Here is a 17,288-nt window from a genome sequence, read left to right on the forward strand (position 1 = left end):
CGCCAGGCTGGACCCTATTGTCAAAGCACAGACATCCCCGTTATGGATGTGGGTACAAAAAGTTATGCATCTTTCAGGAACAAAAAATGACTGCGACCGTAGAACGCATTGAGAGCTGGTTAGTGGATGTACCGACTATCCGGCCACATAAATTATCGATGACCACCATGGGCTGCCAGACGCTGGTCATCGTGCGCATTACCCGTTCCGATGGCGTATGCGGTATCGGTGAAGCGACGACCATCGGCGGGCTGAGCTACGGCGTCGAGAGCCCGGAGGCTATCGCATCGGCCTTGACTCACTATTTGATGCCGCTGCTGAAAGGGCAGCCGGCCGATAATCTGAATGCGCTGACGGCGCGTATGAACAGCGCCATTAAAGGCAATACTTTCGCAAAGTCTGCCATTGAAACCGCGCTGCTGGACGCCCAGGGGAAAGCCTTAGGCTTACCGGTATCGGCGCTACTCGGCGGCGCGCTGCAAACGTCGTTGCCGGTGCTGTGGACGTTAGCCAGCGGCGACACCGCAAAAGATATTGCCGAAGGGGAAAAGCTGTTAGCCGAGCGCCGCCATCAGGCATTCAAGTTGAAAATTGGCGCGCGGGAATTAGCCACCGATCTCCGCCATACTCGCGCCATTGTCGAAGCTTTAGGCGATCGCGCCAGCATTCGCGTTGACGTTAACCAGGCCTGGGATGCCGCCACCGGCGCGAAAGGCTGCCGCGAGCTGGCGGCGATGGGGGTCGATCTCATCGAACAGCCGGTGAGTGCGCAGGACAATGCAGCGCTGGTGCGCCTGAGCCAGCAAATCGAGACCGCGATTCTGGCGGATGAAGCAGTCGCGACCGCATACGATGGTTATCAACTGGCGCAGCAGGGTTTTACCGGCGCTTACGCGCTGAAGATCGCCAAAGCGGGCGGGCCGAATAGCGTGCTGGCGCTGGCCCGCGTCGCGCAGGCGGCGGGGGTTGGCCTGTATGGCGGCACGATGCTGGAAGGAACCGTGGGTACCGTTGCTTCTCTGCATGCCTGGTCGACATTGCCGCTGCAGTGGGGAACCGAGATGTTCGGTCCGCTGCTACTCAAAGACGATATTGTCAGCGTTCCGCTGACCTTTGCCGACGGTCAGGTGGTGTTGCCGCAAACGCCAGGGCTCGGGGTGGAGCTGGATGAAGACAAGCTGCGCTTCTATTCCCGTAAAGCATAACAGGAGAAAATAATGCTATTTAAAGTTGATATGACCGTTAATATTCCGATCGGTTTTCCTGCCGCCGAAGCGGATGAAATTAAACAACGCGAAAAAGCCTATTCGCAACAATTACAACGTGAAGGCAAGTGGCGACATATCTGGCGTGTCGCCGGTCTTTACGCCAATGTCAGCATTTTCGATGTAAAAGATGCCGAAGAGCTGCATCAAATTTTAATGGGATTGCCGCTGTATCCATTTATGGATATTCGCGTAGAGGCGCTGTGCCGTCATCCCTCGTCGATTCGTGAAGACGATAGCTAATAATAATAACGTCGACCTCATGCCGGGGGCACCCGGCAAATATCCTACAATGATAAGAGAGAATAATTATGAGTAATGCTTTCGTACAACAAGAAGCCGTGCAGAAATTATTACGTGAAGGCGCGGGTTTAAATGTCCCTGGCGGTAATGAACGCTTTAAAGCCATTGTCCACCGTTTACTGGAAAATATCTGCACGCTGATCGATGACTATAACGTCACAGAAGAAGAGTTCTGGCGCGCGGTAAACTATTTGCATGAGCTGGGTGGGCGCCAGGAAGCGGCGCTGCTGGCGGCGGGTCTTGGTCTTGAGCACTTCCTCGACCTGCGTCAGGACGCTATCGACGCGGCGGCGCATCGTGAAACCGGTACCCCGCGCACCATCGAAGGGCCGCTGTATGTAGCCAATGCCCCGCTGGCCGACAGCCATGCCCGCATGGATGATGGCACCGATGCCGGCGAAGTGATGTGGCTGCACGGTCAGGTTAAAGATAATCAGGGCCAGCCGATTGCTAACGCCATCGTTGATATCTGGCACGCCAATACCCTGGGTAATTACTCGTTCTTCGATCAAAGCCAGAGCGACTACAACCTGCGTCGTCGTATTCGCACCGGCGCCGATGGCCGCTATAGCGTGCGCAGCATCATGCCATCCGGCTACGGCTGCCCGCCGGATGGTCCAACCCAGAAGTTGCTGGATCAACTAGGCCGCCACGGCAACCGTCCGGCGCACATTCACTTCTTCGTCTCCGCGCCGGGCCATAAACATCTGACCAGCCAGATCAACCTCAGCGGCGACAAATACCTGTGGGATGATTTTGCCTTTGCCACCCGCGATGGTCTGATTGCCGACCCGGTGAAAGTGAGCGACCGCGAGACGATTGCACAGCGTGAACTGGACGGCGAGCATACCGAAGTGCGCTTTGATTTCACCCTCTGTAAAGCGCTGAGCCCCGACGAAGAGCATCGCGGCGCCCGTCTGCGCGCCAAAGAGTAATCTGCTTTAGCGGCCCCGGTCACGCTGCGGGCCCGGGCCGCGCTCTACACCCGATAGTCACCACATTCGCCAAATATCTTTAATCCTGAATCCTGCAGGAGGAGTTAACTCATGCAAAAAACGCTATCAGCGCTTAAAGACAAAATTAACAACGCGTTAATTGTCGACCGTGAAAATCATATTTACCGTTGCCACCGCTCTATATTTACCGACCAGCAGTTATTTGATTTTGAAATGAAACATATCTTCGAAGGTAATTGGGCGTTTCTCGCCCATGAAAGCCAGATTGCCGAGCCGGGAGATTATTATACCCTGACGCTGGGACGGCAGCCGGTTATTATTACCCGTGATAAAAAGAACGAATTGCATGCATTAATTAATAGCTGCGCCCACCGCGGCGCCATGTTATGCCGACGCAAAACCGGGAATAAAAATTCGTTTACCTGTCCGTTCCACGGCTGGACCTTCAGCAATAACGGCAAATTATTAAAAGCCAAAGATGAGAGCACCGGCGCCTATCCTGACACCTTCAAACATGAAGGGTCTCACGATCTGCACAAACTGCCGCGTTTTCAGTCTTACCGCGGTTTCTTATTCGGTAGCCTCAATGCCGACGTGCAGCCGCTAGAGGCGTATCTCGGCGAAACCAGCAAAATCATCGATCTGATCGTCGATCAGGCGCCGGAAGGGCTGGAAGTGCTGATGGGCTCGTCGAGCTACGTTTACGAAGGCAACTGGAAGCTGGGCGCAGAGAACGGCGCCGATGGTTATCACGTCAGCGTGGTGCACTGGAACTATGCCTCAACCATGTCACGCCGCAACTATGAAGCGGAAGGGACGCATGCGGTTGACGCCAACGGTTGGTCAAAGAGCGTCGGCGGCGGCTACGGTTTTGACAATGGCCACATGTTGCTGTGGACCCGGGCGCTGAACCCGGAAGTGCGCCCGGTCTATGCCCACCGCGAGCGTCTGCAGGCGGAATTCGGCGAACTGCGCGCCGACCAGATGGTCAATGAAACCCGCAACCTGTGCCTGTATCCCAACGTCTACCTGATGGATCAGTTTTCTACCCAGATCCGCGTAATCCGCCCGATTGCGGTCGATAAAACCGAAGTCACCATCTGGTGCTTTGCGCCAAAAGGCGAATCCGACCAGGCGCGGGCGCTACGCATCCGCCAGTACGAGGATTTCTTTAACGTCAGCGGAATGGGGACGCCGGACGATCTGGAAGAGTTCAGCGCCTGTCAGCGCGGCTATCTTGGCGAAAATCTGGCATGGAGCGACCTCAGCCGCGGCGCGCTACGTTGGGTCGACGGCCCGGATGAACACGCCAGGCATGCGGGCTTTACGCCGCGGCTAAGCGGGGTGAAATCGGAAGATGAAGCGCTGTATATCGCCCATCATCACCATTGGCAAACGGTCATGCTGGCGGCGCTGGAACAGGAACAACAGCGTTACGACCAGTCCATTACCCAGCGCGTGGAGGTGGCCTGATGTTGAATCTCGAACAAGTTCGCCAGTTTCTCTATTACGAAGCCCGTCTGTTAGATGACCGTCAGTGGGATGAGTGGCTGAGCTGTTACAGCCCGCAGGTGGTCTACTGGATGCCGGCATGGGGCGACGATGATCAGCTGACGCGCGACCCGCAAAAAGAGATTTCCCTTATCTACTACCCCAACCGGGAAGGACTGGAGGATCGTGTTTATCGCATTAAAACCGAGCGTTCCGGCGCCAGCACGCCGGAACCGCGCACCACGCACATTATCAGCAATGTCGAGCTGATGGGCGAAAGCGAGGAGGGGCTTGCGGTGCGCTACAACTGGGTTACGTGGAGCCATCGCTATCAACACACGGATGCCTATTTTGGCTCTACCTGCTGCACGCTAATTGAGCAGGACGGCAGGCCGCAGATCGTTCGTAAAACGGTACGCCTGAATAACGACTATATCCGTCAGGTTATCGACGTTTACCACATTTAAGAGGCGCTTATGACTTTTAATATTGCTCTTAATTTTGAGGACGGCATTACCCGCTTTATTCAATGCCATGCCGGGGAGAAGGTGCTGGATGCGGCCTATCGTCAGAAGGTTAACCTGCCGATGGACTGTTCGGACGGCGTTTGCGGCACCTGCAAATGCCATTGCGCCAGCGGTGAATACGATCTGGGTGAAGATTATCTCGACGAGGCGTTAAGCGACGACGAGGCGCAGGCTCGCCAGGTGCTGACCTGCCAGATGGTCCCGACCAGCGATTGTGTGATCGATGTGCCGGTGGCCGCCGCGCAGTGTAAAACCGCGCTGACCGACACCGGGGCGCAGGTGCGGCAGGTGAATTTACTGTCCGATACCGCCATCGAACTGGTGGTCGCGTTGGATGAGCCGCTGGCTTTTCTGCCGGGGCAATATATCAATATTCAGGTGCCGGGCACGACTCATGTGCGCGCCTACTCATTCAGCTCGCTGCCGGGTTCTCTCGAAGGGCGTTTTCTGATTCGTAACGTGCCTGGCGGCATGATGAGCCAGTGGTTAACCCAGCAGGCGCGGCCCGGCGACCGCCTGACCCTCAGCGGCCCCATGGGCAGCTTCTATTTGCGCAGCGGCGAACGCCCGCTGCTCATGCTGGCGGGCGGTACCGGGCTGGCGCCGCTGCTGTCCATGTTACACACCCTGCAGACACAGGGTAGTCAGCGTCCGGTAACGCTACTGTACGGGGTGACCCGTGACGGCGATCTGGTGAAAACCGATGCGCTGGACACCTTTGCTCAACAGCTTACGGGGTATCGCTGGCTGCCGGTGGTGGCGGATGAAAGCAGTTCCTGCCCACAGCGCGGCTTTGTCACCGAACATCTGGATGACGCGATGCTGAATAACGGCGACGTTGACATCTATCTTTGCGGACCGCCGCCGATGGTAAATGCGGTCGCCACGGCGCTGCGCGAAAGGGGAGTTTCCCCGGCAGGGTTCTGGTATGAGAAATTTATCGCCAGCCAGAGCGCGGCGGCATAAGGAGGCATGATGCGTTTTACCGATAAAGTCGTCGCTATTACCGGCGCGGCGCAGGGGATTGGCAGGCAGACCGCGGAGCAGGCGGCAACTGAAGGCGCCGCCCTGTTGCTGATTGACCGCTCGCCTTACGTACACGAACTGGCTGCCGTTTTAGCCCAGGCCGGAAGCCAGGTACTGGCGCTGGAGGCTGACCTTGAGCAGTGGCAGAGTACCGAACAGGCGTTTGCCGCCGGGGTCGCGCATTTTGGCCGCCTCGACGTGCTAATCAACAATGTCGGCGGTACCATCTGGGCGCGACCTTTCGCTGAGTATCAGCCAGAACAAATTGAGAAAGAGATCCGCCGCTCGCTGTTCCCCACCTTGTGGGGCTGCCGCGCGGCGCTCCCCTGGATGCTGAAGCAGGGGAAAGGCAGCATCGTCAATATCTCGTCGGTGGCGACGGCAGGGGTGAACCGGGTGCCTTATTCGGCGGCGAAGGGAGGCGTGAATGCGCTGACCCGCTCGATTGCCATGGAGTACAGCGGTAGCGGCATTCGGATTAACGCCGTCGCGCCGGGCGGTACGGAGGCGCCGCCGCGCCTGACGCCGCGCAACGAAGAGCTGCCGAGCGAGCAGGAAAAGGCGTGGTATCAGCAGGTTGTCGATCAGACGGTGGCGAGCAGCCTGATGCACCGTTACGGCACGCTGGCGGAACAGGCGAATGCGATCCTGTTTCTCGCCAGCGATGAGGCCAGCTATATCACCGGCGTAACGATACCGGTGGCGGGCGGCGATCTCGGCTAGCGGCGAGTGGCATACCAGCAGAGCAGGGAGCCGAGACACACCATCCCGGCCCCCTGCCAGAATGACCATGAGAGCGCGGCGCTGAGCAGCACCGCCGCCAGCGCGGAAGAGAGTACAGGCGTGAAGTACGACGCCGCCGCCAGCAGGCTGACGTTGCCGTGCAGGATGCCAACGTTCCATGCCGCGTAGGCTAGCCCCAGCGCCACGGAGACCGTAATCAGCTTAATGACTACCGGCCAGCTGAACAGCATCGGCGGCTGCGCGCTGGCCAAAAATTTCAGCCACAGGGTGAGCGCCGTTAATAAGACGAAGAGGGTAATGCCATTTTTGCCTTTGGCATATTTCGCGGTAACCGTGCAGTAGGCCGCCCAGATAAACGCGCCGATAAATGCCAGAAAGTAGCTTAGCGGGCTGGAGATGACGTTATTGATAATTTCATCAAGGTTGAGTCCATGCTCGCCGCCGAGCACCCAGCTCACGCCGAACAGCGCCAGCAATAAGCCGGGGATCACCAGCCAGCTACTTTTCTGGCCGTTAAAAAGAATGGCGAACAAAATGGTCAGGCTGGGCCACAGATAATTGACCATCCCCACTTCGATAGCCTGCTGGCGGGTGGCGGCGAAACCCAGCGACAGGGCGAGGCAGATCTCGTAGCTGACAAACAGCACGCTGCCGGCCAACAGATAGCGGCGCGGGATTTGGCGCAGGTTGGGAAAGCCGACGGTGAAAATGAGCAGCAGGCCGCTCAGGCTATAAATCATCGCCGCGCCGCCGACAGGGCCAAGCCCTTCGCTGACGCCGCGGATCAAACCGACCATCGTGCTCCATAAGATAATGGCGGCGAAGCCGATTGACGTCGCTCTCTTTTTTTCCATGTTTAACCCGAAAATGACTCAAACGCAGCCGGAATTTATAACATCTTTTGCCTCCCGGCGGTCGATCTTTTCCGCTTCGCATAACTCTTTGGGGTTAGTCAAACTCGTCGCCGCTGACTCTTAAGGGGGCGAGCGTTGGCGACCTTGATTTGACGCAATAAAAAAAGGGATATTGCTGTTAGTTTCCTCCGCGCGATGAACAAACATCCTGCATGGAGGAATCAATGGACGTCAGCCGCAGAAAGTTTTTTAAAATCTGCGCAGGCGGTATGGCCGGAACAACAGCTGCTGCACTGGGCTTTGCCCCGAAAATGGCGCTGGCTCAGGCACGCAATTTCAAATTGCTGCGCGCAAAAGAGATCCGCAACACCTGCACTTACTGCTCCGTGGGCTGCGGGCTATTAATGTATAGCCTGGGCGACGGCGCGAAAAACGCCAAAGAAGCGATTTATCATATCGAAGGGGATCCGGATCATCCGGTAAGCCGCGGCGCCCTGTGCCCGAAAGGCGCCGGTCTGCTGGACTACGTCCACAGCGAAAACCGCCTGCGGTATCCGCAATACCGTGCTCCGGGCTCGGATAAATGGCAGCGCATCTCCTGGGATGAAGCTTTTAACCGCATCGCCAAATTGATGAAGGCCGACCGCGACGCCAACTTTATTGAAAAGAACGAGCAGGGCGTGACGGTTAACCGCTGGCTTTCCACCGGGATGCTGTGCGCCTCGGCGGCGAGTAATGAGACCGGCATGCTGACGCAAAAATTTGTGCGCTCACTCGGCATGCTGGCGGTAGACAACCAGGCGCGCGTCTGACACGGACCAACGGTAGCAAGTCTTGCTCCAACATTTGGTCGCGGTGCGATGACCAACCACTGGGTTGATATCAAAAACGCTAACGTCGTGATGGTGATGGGCGGCAACGCCGCGGAAGCGCATCCGGTGGGATTCCGCTGGGCGATGGAAGCGAAAAACAATAACGATGCCACGCTTATCGTCGTCGACCCACGCTTTACGCGTACCGCGTCGGTGGCCGATATCTATGCGCCGATTCGTTCCGGTACCGACATTACGTTCCTGTCGGGCGTGCTGCTGTATCTGATCGAAAATAATAAGATCAATGCCGAGTACGTTAAGCATTACACCAACGCCAGCCTGCTGGTACGGGATGATTTTACCTTCGAAGATGGCCTGTTCAGCGGCTACGATGCGGAAAAGCGCCAGTATGATAAATCGTCCTGGAACTACCAGTTCGATGAAAATGGCTACGCGAAACGCGATGTAACGCTCAGCCATCCGCGCTGCGTGTGGAATCTGCTCAAGCAGCACGTTTCCCGCTACACGCCGGAAGTGGTCGAAAACATCTGCGGTACGCCGAAAGAAGACTTCCTCAAAGTGTGCGAGGTGCTGGCTTCAACCAGCGTCGCGGATCGCACCACCACCTTCCTGTATGCGCTGGGCTGGACGCAGCACACCGTCGGCGCGCAGAACATCCGCACCATGGCGATGATCCAGCTGCTGCTCGGCAACATGGGCATGGCAGGCGGCGGCGTCAACGCTCTGCGCGGACACTCCAATATTCAGGGTCTGACCGATTTGGGCCTGTTGTCGACCAGTCTGCCGGGTTATTTGACGCTGCCGTCCGATAAACAGAGCGATCTGCAAAGTTATCTTAGCGCCAACACGCCAAAAGCGACGCTGGCCGACCAGGTGAACTACTGGAGCAACTACCCTAAATTCTTCGTCAGCCTGATGAAATCGTTCTACGGCGATGCGGCGCAGAAAGAGAATGACTGGGGCTTCAACTGGTTGCCGAAATGGGATCAGGCCTACGACGTTATCAAGTACTTCAATATGATGGATAACGGCAACGTTACCGGCTATATCTGCCAGGGTTTCAATCCGGTAGCGTCCTTCCCGGACAAAAACAAAGTGGTGCGTAGCCTGAGTAAGCTGAAATATATGGTGGTTATCGACCCGCTGGTAACCGAAACCTCGACCTTCTGGCAGAACCACGGCGAGTCTAATGATGTCGACCCGACCGCGATTCAGACCGAAGTCTTCCGTCTGCCGTCGACCTGCTTTGCCGAAGAGGATGGTTCGATCGCCAACTCCGGGCGCTGGCTGCAGTGGCACTGGAAAGGCCAGGACGCGCCGGGCGAAGCGCGCAACGATGGTGAAATTCTTGCCGGGATCTACCACCGTCTGCGTGAGCTGTACCGTCGCGAAGGCGGTAAGGGCGCGGAACCGCTGCTGAACATGAGCTGGAGCTATAAGCAGCCAGATCATCCGGAATCGGAAGAAGTAGCAAAAGAGAACAACGGCTATGCGCTGGCGGATCTCTACGATGGTAATGGGGTGCTGCTGGCGAAAAAAGGAGAGTTGCTGAATAGCTTCGCGCTGCTGCGCGATGACGGCAGCACCGCGTCGTCCTGCTGGATCTACACCGGCTGCTGGACCGAGCAGGGTAACCAGATGGCGAATCGCGATAACGCCGATCCTTCGGGGCTTGGTAATACACTGGGATGGGCCTGGGCCTGGCCGCTCAATCGCCGCGTGCTGTATAACCGCGCTTCAGCCGACATTAATGGCAAGCCGTGGGATGCGAAGCGGATGCTGATCCAGTGGAACGGCAGTAAGTGGGTCGGTAATGATATTCCGGACTTCAATACCGCGCCGCCGGGGAGCAGCACCGGGCCGTTTATCATGCAGCAAGAGGGGCTTGGGCGCCTGTTTGCGCTCGATAAACTGGCGGAAGGGCCGTTCCCGGAACACTACGAGCCGATGGAAACGCCGCTTGGCACCAACCCGCTGCACCCCAATGTGGTCTCCAGCCCGGTGGTGCGTTTATACGAAGATGACGCCATTCGCTTAGGTAAGAAGGATAAGTTCCCGTATGTCGGTACTACCTATCGTCTGACCGAACACTTCCATACCTGGACCAAGCACGCGCTGCTCAATGCGATTGCGCAGCCGGAACAGTTTGTCGAAATCAGCGAAGGGCTGGCGAAAAGCAAAGGTATCGCTAATGGTGACTGGGTGAAAGTCAGCAGCAAGCGTGGCTTTATTCGCGCGGTTGCCGTAGTGACCCGTCGACTGCGCACGCTGAACGTCAACGGCCAGCAGGTAGAAACCGTCGGTATCCCGCTGCACTGGGGCTTTGAAGGTGTGGCGCGTAAAGGCTACATCGCCAACACCCTGACGCCTAACGTCGGCGATTCCAACTCGCAAACGCCGGAGTATAAGGCGTTTCTGGTCAACATTGAGAAAGCGTAAGGAGCGATTAAATGGCGATGGAAACACAAGACATTATTAAACGCTCCGCGACTAACCCGATAACTCCCGCGCCACGCGCGCGGGACTATAAGGCCGAAGTCGCCAAGCTTATCGATGTCTCCTCCTGCGTGGGTTGTAAAGCCTGCCAGGTGGCCTGTTCCGAGTGGAATGACATTCGCGATGAAGTGGGGCACTGCGTCGGCGTGTACGACAACCCGGCGGATCTCAGCGCTAAATCCTGGACGGTAATGCGCTTTAGCGAGACCGAACAGAACGGCAAGCTGGAGTGGCTTATCCGCAAGGATGGCTGTATGCACTGCGAGGAGCCGGGTTGCCTGAAAGCCTGCCCGTCCGCCGGGGCGATTATTCAGTACGCCAACGGCATCGTCGATTTCCAGCAGGAAAACTGCATTGGTTGCGGCTACTGCATTGCCGGGTGTCCGTTTAATATTCCGCGCCTCAATAAAGAGGATAACCGGGTCTATAAATGCACGCTGTGTGTGGATAGGGTCAGCGTCGGTCAGGAACCGGCCTGCGTGAAAACCTGTCCTACCGGCGCAATCCACTTCGGCACGAAAAAAGAGATGCTGGAAGTGGCGCAGGAGCGGGTGGATAAGCTTAAAAAGCGCGGTTATGCCAACGCCGGGATCTACAACCCGCAGGGCGTAGGCGGCACCCACGTGATGTACGTACTGCATCATGCCGACCAGCCGGAGCTGTATCACAAGCTGCCGAAAGCGCCGCAGATCGATACCAGTATCAATCTGTGGAAGGGGGCGCTGAAACCGCTGTCGGCGGCGGGCTTTATTGCCACCTTTGCCGGGCTGATTTACCACTACATCGGTATCGGGCCGAACAAGGAAGTTGATGACGATGAGGAAGAACATGATGAATAAATCGAAAATGATAGTGCGCACCAAATTTATCGACCGCGCCTGTCACTGGACGGTGGTTATCTGTTTCTTCCTGGTGGCGCTGTCGGGGATTTCGTTTTTCTTCCCGACGCTACAATGGTTGACGGAAACCTTCGGCACACCGCAGATGGGGCGTATCCTGCACCCGTTTTTCGGGGTGCTGATTTTTGTCGCGCTGATGTTTATGTTTGTGCGTTTTGTCCACCACAATATCCCTGATAAACAGGATATCCCCTGGCTGAAAGGCATCGTGGAGGTTCTGAAAGGCAATGAACATAAGGTCGCGCGCGTCGGTAAATATAACGCCGGGCAGAAGATGATGTTCTGGACCATTATGAGCATGATTTTTGTGCTGCTGGTGACCGGGGTGATTATCTGGCGCCCATATTTTGCGGAATATTTCCCGATACCGGTTATTCGTTACAGCCTGCTGATACACGCCACTTCGGCGATTATCCTGATCCACGCGATCCTCATCCATATGTATATGGCATTCTGGGTCAAAGGGTCGATTAAAGGCATGATCGAAGGCAAGGTGAGCCGCCGTTGGGCGAAGAAACATCACCCGCGCTGGTATCGCGATGTCGAACGCCTGGAAGCGCAAAAAGAGAGCCGTGAGGGAATGAAGTAAGCCTTTACGGGGGAAACCCGCTCCGAAGATATTGGGGCGGGCTCCCCGCATTCAGCAGTTAGTGATAAGTGTATCGATTGAATCAATGACCCCCTGACGCGCACAACTCAGATTACATACGAAATCCTGTAGCTGGATTCGTTTATTATTTAAATTACTGATCATCGGCGTACAAAGTAAAAAGCTGTCAAACTCTATATTTATCCTTGGGGCGACATGCTGATGCCAACGAGGTAACTGTCGCGCCCGTATTAAAGGAATAATGACTCTAGTGGCCAGGTCAGCATAGTAATCATTCTACACTATCATATAATACGGCAGGGTGTTATTTGTTTGCGCAGAACAATTTCGATAGACATTGAATTGTTCAAGCATCATAGTACCCTGAAAAATTCATCATCTGTGAGAGTACCTTTTTTTGCAATAAATTCATTCATTGCGGCAATGAATTCCTTATGCTGTCGCTGCTTATCGGCTTCTCGTAAATCCTTTCCTGCCTGCGCTGACTCCTTCCGGGTTGGCACGTCAGTACATCTTTTACGTAGCGTATTACTTTTCATCGTAGGCTCCTTGCTGGTGGTTCAGTGATTATTCTCTTTACTCACTTAAAAATAAACCTCAGCAGTAATTTTAATATTTATTTTGCGAGGCGGATTCCAGCGCAACGCAACAGATGAAATATTAACGTTAGTTGTAATAATCCTTTGCGCAGGGGTAATACTGCGCAAAGGTGATAAAGCTATTCATTCAAAATTTCTCAGGAATAAACCGGAAAGGAAAATGGGTCGGTTTCACTTTGCCAATTTTGCGTTTCGGTAAGGTAATGTGTTCCGTTGGCAGAGACTCGTAGGGGATCTGCGAAAGCAAATGGGTAATAATATTCAGGCGTACGCGTTTTGTATCTTCCGAACGGGCGACAAACCACGGCGCCCAGGCGGTATCGGTGGCGGCAAACATCGCATCGCGCGCTACGGTGTAGTCATCCCAGCGGTTGAAGGATTTTATATCCATCGGCGATAGCTTCCAGATTTTGCGCCCATCATCGATACGGTCGCGCAGGCGCCGTTCTTGCTCCTGCGGCGTCACCTCCAGCCAGTATTTCAGTAAAATAATGCCGGAATCAACCATCCCTCTCTCCACCATTGGCGCGCCGTCGAGGAATTTTTGCACCTCCTCCTCGGTACAAAATCCCATCACCCGCTCAACGCCGGCCCGGTTGTACCAGCTGCGATCGAAAATCACTATCTCGCCGGCGGCGGGAAGATGCTTGATATAGCGCTGAAAATAGAGCTGGCTGCGTTCGCGCTCGGTTGGCGCGGGCAGGGCGACGACGCGGAAAACCCGCGGGCTGACGCGTTCGGTTATCGCTTTGATGGTGCCGCCTTTGCCGGCGCCATCGCGACCCTCGAAGACGATGCATACCTTAAGCCCTTTATGCACGACCCACCGCTGTAGCTTGACCAACTCGACGTGCAGTTTACGCAACGCCTGCTGATATTCTTTCTCGCTTAACGGCTCCGTTTTGGCGGGTATGACGGGCGCAACGGCTTTCTTTTTGTTTCCCATGGCTGTCCTCATGCGTGGTGGCCTGAAAGGCAGGTCGCTGTTTAAAGTGTAATCAGAGCCAGGCAAAGCGGCGGAAAACTTCTCATCCAGTGGAGGGCGCAAGATAGCCATTAAGCGCATCAACTCACTGTTGCTTAATGAGGAATCGGGTAGGATAGTCTCGTCAATTTACTAAAATCATTCAGGGAGAGAGTATGTCGAATAAACTTCTGCAAGTGCACTTTGCTTTTAGCGGACCGTTTGGCGATGAAATGTCGACGCAATTAGCCGAACTCGCGCAATCTATTAACCAGGAGCCCGGTTTTATCTGGAAGATCTGGACGGAGAATCGCGCCACGCAGGAAGCCGGCGGCATATATCTGTTCGAAGATGAACAGAGCGCGCAGGCTTATGCGAAAAAACACGCCGCACGCCTGCGGCAATTTGGCGTGCAGGAGATGTTCTACAAGATTTTCGACGTCAATTTACCACTCAGCCAGATTAACCACGGGCCGCTCAATTAATATGAGACCGTGGTTACATATAGCGCTCAAACTGCCATGCCGCCACGGCTTCGAGGATAAACAGCCCGAATACCACAACACCCGCCACGCGATGGCGGGAATAGAAAAGTATTCCCGCGACCACGGCTAACACCGGTAACGTAATGGGCCAGCAGGCGACAATAGTAATCCAGGCGATGATCAGATAATCCTTCATCATGGCGAATACTCCATGGTCAACGTTTATCGGCGCGAACAATGCGCCGGTATAAATCAGAATTCGACGACGCCGCCTTGTTCAATACGGTCAATATCATTGGTAACGGGGTTCACCTTTTCGTTGTAATAGGTGTAGGCGTTAACGTCGGGGGTCATCGTTAATTTTGGTTGTTCCGTTTTCGATTCAGGCGATTCCGTAGGTGGATTAGCGGCAAGGTCTGCCGGTTCCGGCGGCGTATAGTGTAACTGGTCGGCGAGACTCCCCGCCGCGAAGGCGCAGGCGTTAATAGAAAGCGCGCTGAAGGCAATAATAATTAATTTTTTTAAAGTCATGATTTTCATCCATGAGGAAAAACCCGCCACGGCGGCAGGTAAAAAGAGCAAGGCTTAAGATAATACGTAAAAGAAGTTAATGTTTCAAAGCGTAAACGCCGTCTGGTCGCATAAAATTGCTACTCCTCGATAATTCTTTATGGTAGCTGCCTGTAATACCGAGCATTCCCCATCACTTGTCATTGATTTCACATTAATGCAGCAAAATTTTCACTAGTTTTGATCATCTCCGCACTTTTGCACCAGCCCGGTGCGCAAGGTTGCTAAAGACGTTCTATGTTTAGCTCACTGTCGGTATGGACACCAGCGTTCCCGGCAGGCCACGTGACGGCAACAGACCTCCTGACCTGTAAAGACTGGCGCATCGCCGGGGTGGTACCGATTGCGGTCACGCTACGCGACTATTAGTAATCGATCTGGCGATACCTCTCTTCCTGGCGGGTTTTTTGCTTTATCTACCGAAGCCGCTACGGCTTATTCCAGCATTGGCACGTTACGCTGTAAGTGGTTTTTACTGCGCCAGTTTATGGCGTCTGTTCGATATCGCTGAGGACTATCCGAATGTCTTTAAAACTTAAAAAGTTGACTCTGCATTTTGCAATAGCAGGTTGTTTGAGCGCGGCATTTTATGCACAGGCGGATGTGAAGATTGGCGTGGCCGGCCCATTTACCGGGCCGAATGCGACCTATGGCGCCCAATACTGGAAAGGGGCATCGCAGGCGGCGGCGGATATTAATGCCGCCGGGGGAATTAAAGGCGAAAAAATTGTGCTGGTGCAGGGCGATGATGCCTGTGAACCCAAGCAGGCAGTGGCGGTGGCTAACCGCCTGGTTGATGATTCCGGCGTCTCGGCGGTGGTGGGCCATTTCTGCTCTTCCTCGACGATGCCCGCCTCCGAGGTCTATGACGAAGCCGGGATCCTGACCATCACGCCGGGTTCCACCAATCCGCAGATCACCGAACGCGGAATGAAAGATATGTTCCGCATGTGCGGGCGCGATGACCAGCAAGGAGTGATTGCCGCCAACTACATGCTGGATGTGCTGAAGGCGAAGAAGATCGCCGTCATTCACGATAAAGATACCTACGGTCAGGGCTTAGCCGATGCGACGCGCGCGGCGCTCGCTAAACGCGGGACGAAAGAGGTGTTGTATGAAGGCTTATCCCGCGGGGAAAAAGATTTCAATGCTCTGGTAACCAAAATCGGCGCCCTGAAACCGGATGTGGTTTATTTTGGCGGCTGCCATCCGGAAGCCGGTCCGCTGGTGCGCCAGATGCGCGAGCAGGGCGTCCAGGCTAAGTTCTTCTCCGGCGACTGCGTGGTGACCGAAGAGTTGGTTACCGCCGCGGGCGGGCCGCAGTTTACCAATGGCGTGTTAATGACCTTCGGTAAGGATCCGCGCACCATTCCAGAAGGTAAAGCGGTGATCGACAAATTCCGCGCCAGCGGTTTTGAACCGGAGGGCTATACCCTTTACGCCTATGCTTCCATTCAGGCTATCGCCGCCGCCTATAACGCCGCCGGTACCGATAATGCCAAAGCCAGCGAATGGCTGAAAAACCACAGCGTCGATACCGTGATGGGGAAAAAGGCCTGGGATGGCAAAGGCGACCTGAAAGTATCGGATTACGTGGTTTATCAATGGGATGATAAAGGCAAATATCATCAGCTGTAACCCGGGATTGTAGTGCGCATAACGCCCTCATCAGAGGGGCGTCGTACCACCGTAAGCAGCAGACGTTAAGGCCTCTGCGTCTGCTGCACCTTGACTGGCAGGATGGTTCCTATGGCGGCATTCTTTCTGCAACAACTGATCAATGGCTTAACGCTTGGCGCGGTATATGGGCTTATCGCCATTGGCTACACCATGGTTTATGGCATCATTGGTATGATTAACTTCGCCCACGGCGAGGTATATATGGTCTCAGCCTACCTGTGCGCTATCGGGCTGGCGCTGCTGGCCTACTTCGGTATTCACTCTTTCCCGCTGCTTATTTTCGGCACGCTGGTGTTTACGATTATCGTCACCGGGGTGTACGGCTGGGCCATCGAACGCATTGCTTATCGGCCGCTACGTAACTCAACGCGTCTGGCGCCGCTGATTTCGGCTATTGGCATGTCGCTGATTTTACAAAACTACGTCCAACTGAGTCAGGGCCCAAATCAACAGGGGATCCCGACGTTGATGCACGGCGTACTGCGGCTTACGGTAGGAGATGGCGTGGTGCAAATCACCTGGACCAAAATCTTCATCCTGCTCGCCGCCTTCGTCGGCATGGTGGTACTGAGCTGGATAATCAACCACACGCAGCTCGGGCGCGTATGCCGCGCGACCCAGCAGGATCGGCGGATGGCGGCCATTCTCGGCATTAATACCGATCGGGTGATTTCGCTGGTATTTATGATTGGCGCCGCCATGGCGGGCCTCGCCGGGGTGCTGGTGACCATGAATTACGGCACGTTTGATTTTTATATTGGCTTTATTATCGGCATTAAGGCCTTCACCGCAGCGGTACTGGGTGGGATCGGATCGCTGCCGGGGGCGATGCTTGGCGGCCTGCTGTTGGGCGTTGCCGAGGCGCAGTTCGCCGGGTTAGTGAACTCGGATTATAAGGATGTCTTCTCGTTCGCATTGCTGGTGGCTATCCTGATTTTTCGTCCACAGGGGCTGTTAGGCCGTCCTGTTGTCGCCAAGGTCTAAGG

Annotated in this window: 18 protein-coding genes and 2 pseudogenes; 14 read left to right on the forward strand and 6 right to left on the reverse strand. The window is 55.2% G+C overall.

Going from position 1 to position 17,288, the window contains the following annotated elements:
* The first annotated feature begins 42 nt into the window (after nucleotides 1-42).
* The 7 genes and pseudogenes from ABLV07_RS12230 to ABLV07_RS12260 all read left to right on the forward strand — a co-directional run bounded on the left by ABLV07_RS12230 (nucleotide 43) and on the right by ABLV07_RS12260 (nucleotide 6,291).
* Nucleotides 43-1,205: pseudogene (locus tag ABLV07_RS12230) on the forward strand (muconate cycloisomerase family protein).
* A 12-nt stretch (nucleotides 1,206-1,217) separates the two neighbouring features.
* Nucleotides 1,218-1,508, forward strand: coding sequence for a muconolactone Delta-isomerase (gene catC, locus ABLV07_RS12235; protein ID WP_015366454.1), 291 nt, complete (start codon nucleotides 1,218-1,220; stop codon nucleotides 1,506-1,508).
* A gap of 68 nt (nucleotides 1,509-1,576) precedes the next feature.
* Nucleotides 1,577-2,503, forward strand: a complete 927-nt coding sequence (catA, locus tag ABLV07_RS12240; RefSeq protein WP_110915890.1) for a catechol 1,2-dioxygenase — start codon at nucleotides 1,577-1,579, stop codon at nucleotides 2,501-2,503.
* A gap of 111 nt (nucleotides 2,504-2,614) precedes the next feature.
* Nucleotides 2,615-3,997 (forward strand): Rieske 2Fe-2S domain-containing protein, encoded by a 1,383-nt coding sequence (locus tag ABLV07_RS12245; RefSeq protein ID WP_110915889.1) that lies wholly within the window; start codon nucleotides 2,615-2,617, stop codon nucleotides 3,995-3,997.
* Entirely contained in the window at nucleotides 3,997-4,482 is a 486-nt protein-coding gene (benB, locus tag ABLV07_RS12250; protein ID WP_020078694.1) for a benzoate 1,2-dioxygenase small subunit, read from the forward strand. The genes ABLV07_RS12245 and benB overlap by 1 nt, the downstream gene beginning before the upstream one ends.
* A 9-nt stretch (nucleotides 4,483-4,491) precedes the next feature.
* The gene (benC, locus tag ABLV07_RS12255; RefSeq protein WP_110915888.1) at nucleotides 4,492-5,508 is read left to right on the forward strand and encodes a benzoate 1,2-dioxygenase electron transfer component BenC; all 1,017 of its coding nucleotides are present in this window, start codon (nucleotides 4,492-4,494) and stop codon (nucleotides 5,506-5,508) included.
* Between the two features lie 9 nt (nucleotides 5,509-5,517).
* The gene (locus tag ABLV07_RS12260; protein WP_032711712.1) at nucleotides 5,518-6,291 is read left to right on the forward strand and encodes a 1,6-dihydroxycyclohexa-2,4-diene-1-carboxylate dehydrogenase; all 774 of its coding nucleotides are present in this window, start codon (nucleotides 5,518-5,520) and stop codon (nucleotides 6,289-6,291) included.
* Here the strand turns inward: ABLV07_RS12260 and yddG are convergent.
* Nucleotides 6,288-7,166: an aromatic amino acid DMT transporter YddG gene (gene yddG, locus ABLV07_RS12265; RefSeq protein WP_047064740.1), complete on the reverse strand. Its 879-nt coding sequence runs from the start codon at nucleotides 7,164-7,166 to the stop codon at nucleotides 6,288-6,290. The genes ABLV07_RS12260 and yddG overlap by 4 nt on opposite strands.
* Nucleotides 7,167-7,390: 224 nt before the next feature.
* Here yddG and fdnG point away from each other — a divergent pair, with 224 nt between their 5' ends.
* The 3 genes from fdnG to fdnI are packed head-to-tail and all read left to right on the forward strand — an operon-like array spanning nucleotide 7,391 to nucleotide 11,983.
* The gene (gene fdnG / locus ABLV07_RS12270; protein WP_110915886.1) at nucleotides 7,391-10,438 is read left to right on the forward strand and encodes a formate dehydrogenase-N subunit alpha; all 3,048 of its coding nucleotides are present in this window, start codon (nucleotides 7,391-7,393) and stop codon (nucleotides 10,436-10,438) included.
* Nucleotides 10,439-10,449: 11 nt separating this feature from the next.
* The gene (gene fdxH, locus ABLV07_RS12275) at nucleotides 10,450-11,334 is read left to right on the forward strand and encodes a formate dehydrogenase subunit beta (protein ID WP_015366463.1); all 885 of its coding nucleotides are present in this window, start codon (nucleotides 10,450-10,452) and stop codon (nucleotides 11,332-11,334) included.
* On the forward strand, nucleotides 11,327-11,983 hold the full coding sequence (fdnI, locus tag ABLV07_RS12280) for a formate dehydrogenase-N subunit gamma (protein WP_032708142.1): 657 nt from the start codon (nucleotides 11,327-11,329) through the stop codon (nucleotides 11,981-11,983). Before fdxH ends, fdnI begins: the two co-directional genes overlap by 8 nt.
* A 51-nt stretch (nucleotides 11,984-12,034) precedes the next feature.
* Here fdnI and ABLV07_RS12285 read toward each other — a convergent pair.
* From ABLV07_RS12285 to ppk2, 3 genes and pseudogenes are all read right to left on the reverse strand, one after another.
* A pseudogene (locus tag ABLV07_RS12285) lies at nucleotides 12,035-12,361 on the reverse strand (CcdB family protein).
* Nucleotides 12,358-12,543, reverse strand: a complete 186-nt coding sequence (locus tag ABLV07_RS12290) for a hypothetical protein (RefSeq protein WP_015705518.1) — start codon at nucleotides 12,541-12,543, stop codon at nucleotides 12,358-12,360. Before ABLV07_RS12290 ends, ABLV07_RS12285 begins: the two are co-directional and overlap by 4 nt.
* Before the next feature lie 187 nt (nucleotides 12,544-12,730).
* Nucleotides 12,731-13,549, reverse strand: coding sequence for a polyphosphate kinase 2 (gene ppk2, locus ABLV07_RS12295; RefSeq protein WP_348853286.1), 819 nt, complete (start codon nucleotides 13,547-13,549; stop codon nucleotides 12,731-12,733).
* 194 nt (nucleotides 13,550-13,743) lie between these two features.
* Here ppk2 and ABLV07_RS12300 point away from each other — a divergent pair, with 194 nt between their 5' ends.
* Complete coding sequence (locus tag ABLV07_RS12300) at nucleotides 13,744-14,052, forward strand: monooxygenase (protein ID WP_020078702.1); 309 nt, start codon at nucleotides 13,744-13,746, stop codon at nucleotides 14,050-14,052.
* Between the two features lie 13 nt (nucleotides 14,053-14,065).
* On the opposite strand, the gene ABLV07_RS12305 is transcribed toward ABLV07_RS12300, so the two are convergent.
* The gene (locus ABLV07_RS12305) at nucleotides 14,066-14,251 is read right to left on the reverse strand and encodes a hypothetical protein (protein ID WP_042897305.1); all 186 of its coding nucleotides are present in this window, start codon (nucleotides 14,249-14,251) and stop codon (nucleotides 14,066-14,068) included.
* A gap of 53 nt (nucleotides 14,252-14,304) precedes the next feature.
* Nucleotides 14,305-14,583 (reverse strand): hypothetical protein, encoded by a 279-nt coding sequence (locus ABLV07_RS12310; RefSeq protein ID WP_015705515.1) that lies wholly within the window; start codon nucleotides 14,581-14,583, stop codon nucleotides 14,305-14,307.
* 276 nt (nucleotides 14,584-14,859) lie between these two features.
* On the opposite strand from ABLV07_RS12310, the gene ABLV07_RS12315 reads away from it, so the two are divergent.
* The 3 genes from ABLV07_RS12315 to ABLV07_RS12325 all read left to right on the forward strand — a co-directional run bounded on the left by ABLV07_RS12315 (nucleotide 14,860) and on the right by ABLV07_RS12325 (nucleotide 17,286).
* Nucleotides 14,860-14,991 carry a hypothetical protein gene (locus tag ABLV07_RS12315; RefSeq protein WP_015366472.1) on the forward strand — a complete coding sequence of 44 codons (132 nt, stop codon included), beginning with the start codon at nucleotides 14,860-14,862 and terminating at the stop codon, nucleotides 14,989-14,991.
* Between the two features lie 153 nt (nucleotides 14,992-15,144).
* A complete protein-coding gene (locus ABLV07_RS12320) occupies nucleotides 15,145-16,260 on the forward strand; it encodes a branched-chain amino acid ABC transporter substrate-binding protein (protein WP_015366474.1) in 1,116 nt (371 codons plus the stop codon).
* 111 nt (nucleotides 16,261-16,371) lie between these two features.
* Nucleotides 16,372-17,286: a branched-chain amino acid ABC transporter permease gene (locus tag ABLV07_RS12325; protein ID WP_015705514.1), complete on the forward strand. Its 915-nt coding sequence runs from the start codon at nucleotides 16,372-16,374 to the stop codon at nucleotides 17,284-17,286.
* Nucleotides 17,287-17,288 lie beyond the last annotated feature (2 nt).

Source organism: Klebsiella sp. CN_Kp097, assembly GCF_040064495.1.
Lineage (GTDB): Bacteria > Pseudomonadota > Gammaproteobacteria > Enterobacterales > Enterobacteriaceae > Klebsiella > Klebsiella aerogenes.

What these genes read in the sequence shown, in the direction of transcription:
- catC (WP_015366454.1), top strand. Translation starts at nt 1,218, where the DNA reads ATGCTATTTAAAGTTGATATGACCGTTAATATTCCGATCGGTTTTCCT.
- catA (WP_110915890.1), top strand. Translation starts at nt 1,577, where the DNA reads ATGAGTAATGCTTTCGTACAACAAGAAGCCGTGCAGAAATTATTACGT.
- ABLV07_RS12245 (WP_110915889.1), top strand. Translation starts at nt 2,615, where the DNA reads ATGCAAAAAACGCTATCAGCGCTTAAAGACAAAATTAACAACGCGTTA.
- benB (WP_020078694.1), top strand. Translation starts at nt 3,997, where the DNA reads ATGTTGAATCTCGAACAAGTTCGCCAGTTTCTCTATTACGAAGCCCGT.
- benC (WP_110915888.1), top strand. Translation starts at nt 4,492, where the DNA reads ATGACTTTTAATATTGCTCTTAATTTTGAGGACGGCATTACCCGCTTT.
- ABLV07_RS12260 (WP_032711712.1), top strand. Translation starts at nt 5,518, where the DNA reads ATGCGTTTTACCGATAAAGTCGTCGCTATTACCGGCGCGGCGCAGGGG.
- yddG (WP_047064740.1), bottom strand. Translation starts at nt 7,166, where the DNA reads ATGGAAAAAAAGAGAGCGACGTCAATCGGCTTCGCCGCCATTATCTTA.
- fdxH (WP_015366463.1), top strand. Translation starts at nt 10,450, where the DNA reads ATGGCGATGGAAACACAAGACATTATTAAACGCTCCGCGACTAACCCG.
- fdnI (WP_032708142.1), top strand. Translation starts at nt 11,327, where the DNA reads ATGAATAAATCGAAAATGATAGTGCGCACCAAATTTATCGACCGCGCC.
- ABLV07_RS12290 (WP_015705518.1), bottom strand. Translation starts at nt 12,543, where the DNA reads ATGAAAAGTAATACGCTACGTAAAAGATGTACTGACGTGCCAACCCGG.
- ppk2 (WP_348853286.1), bottom strand. Translation starts at nt 13,549, where the DNA reads ATGGGAAACAAAAAGAAAGCCGTTGCGCCCGTCATACCCGCCAAAACG.
- ABLV07_RS12300 (WP_020078702.1), top strand. Translation starts at nt 13,744, where the DNA reads ATGTCGAATAAACTTCTGCAAGTGCACTTTGCTTTTAGCGGACCGTTT.
- ABLV07_RS12305 (WP_042897305.1), bottom strand. Translation starts at nt 14,251, where the DNA reads ATGATGAAGGATTATCTGATCATCGCCTGGATTACTATTGTCGCCTGC.
- ABLV07_RS12310 (WP_015705515.1), bottom strand. Translation starts at nt 14,583, where the DNA reads ATGACTTTAAAAAAATTAATTATTATTGCCTTCAGCGCGCTTTCTATT.
- ABLV07_RS12315 (WP_015366472.1), top strand. Translation starts at nt 14,860, where the DNA reads ATGTTTAGCTCACTGTCGGTATGGACACCAGCGTTCCCGGCAGGCCAC.
- ABLV07_RS12320 (WP_015366474.1), top strand. Translation starts at nt 15,145, where the DNA reads ATGTCTTTAAAACTTAAAAAGTTGACTCTGCATTTTGCAATAGCAGGT.
- ABLV07_RS12325 (WP_015705514.1), top strand. Translation starts at nt 16,372, where the DNA reads ATGGCGGCATTCTTTCTGCAACAACTGATCAATGGCTTAACGCTTGGC.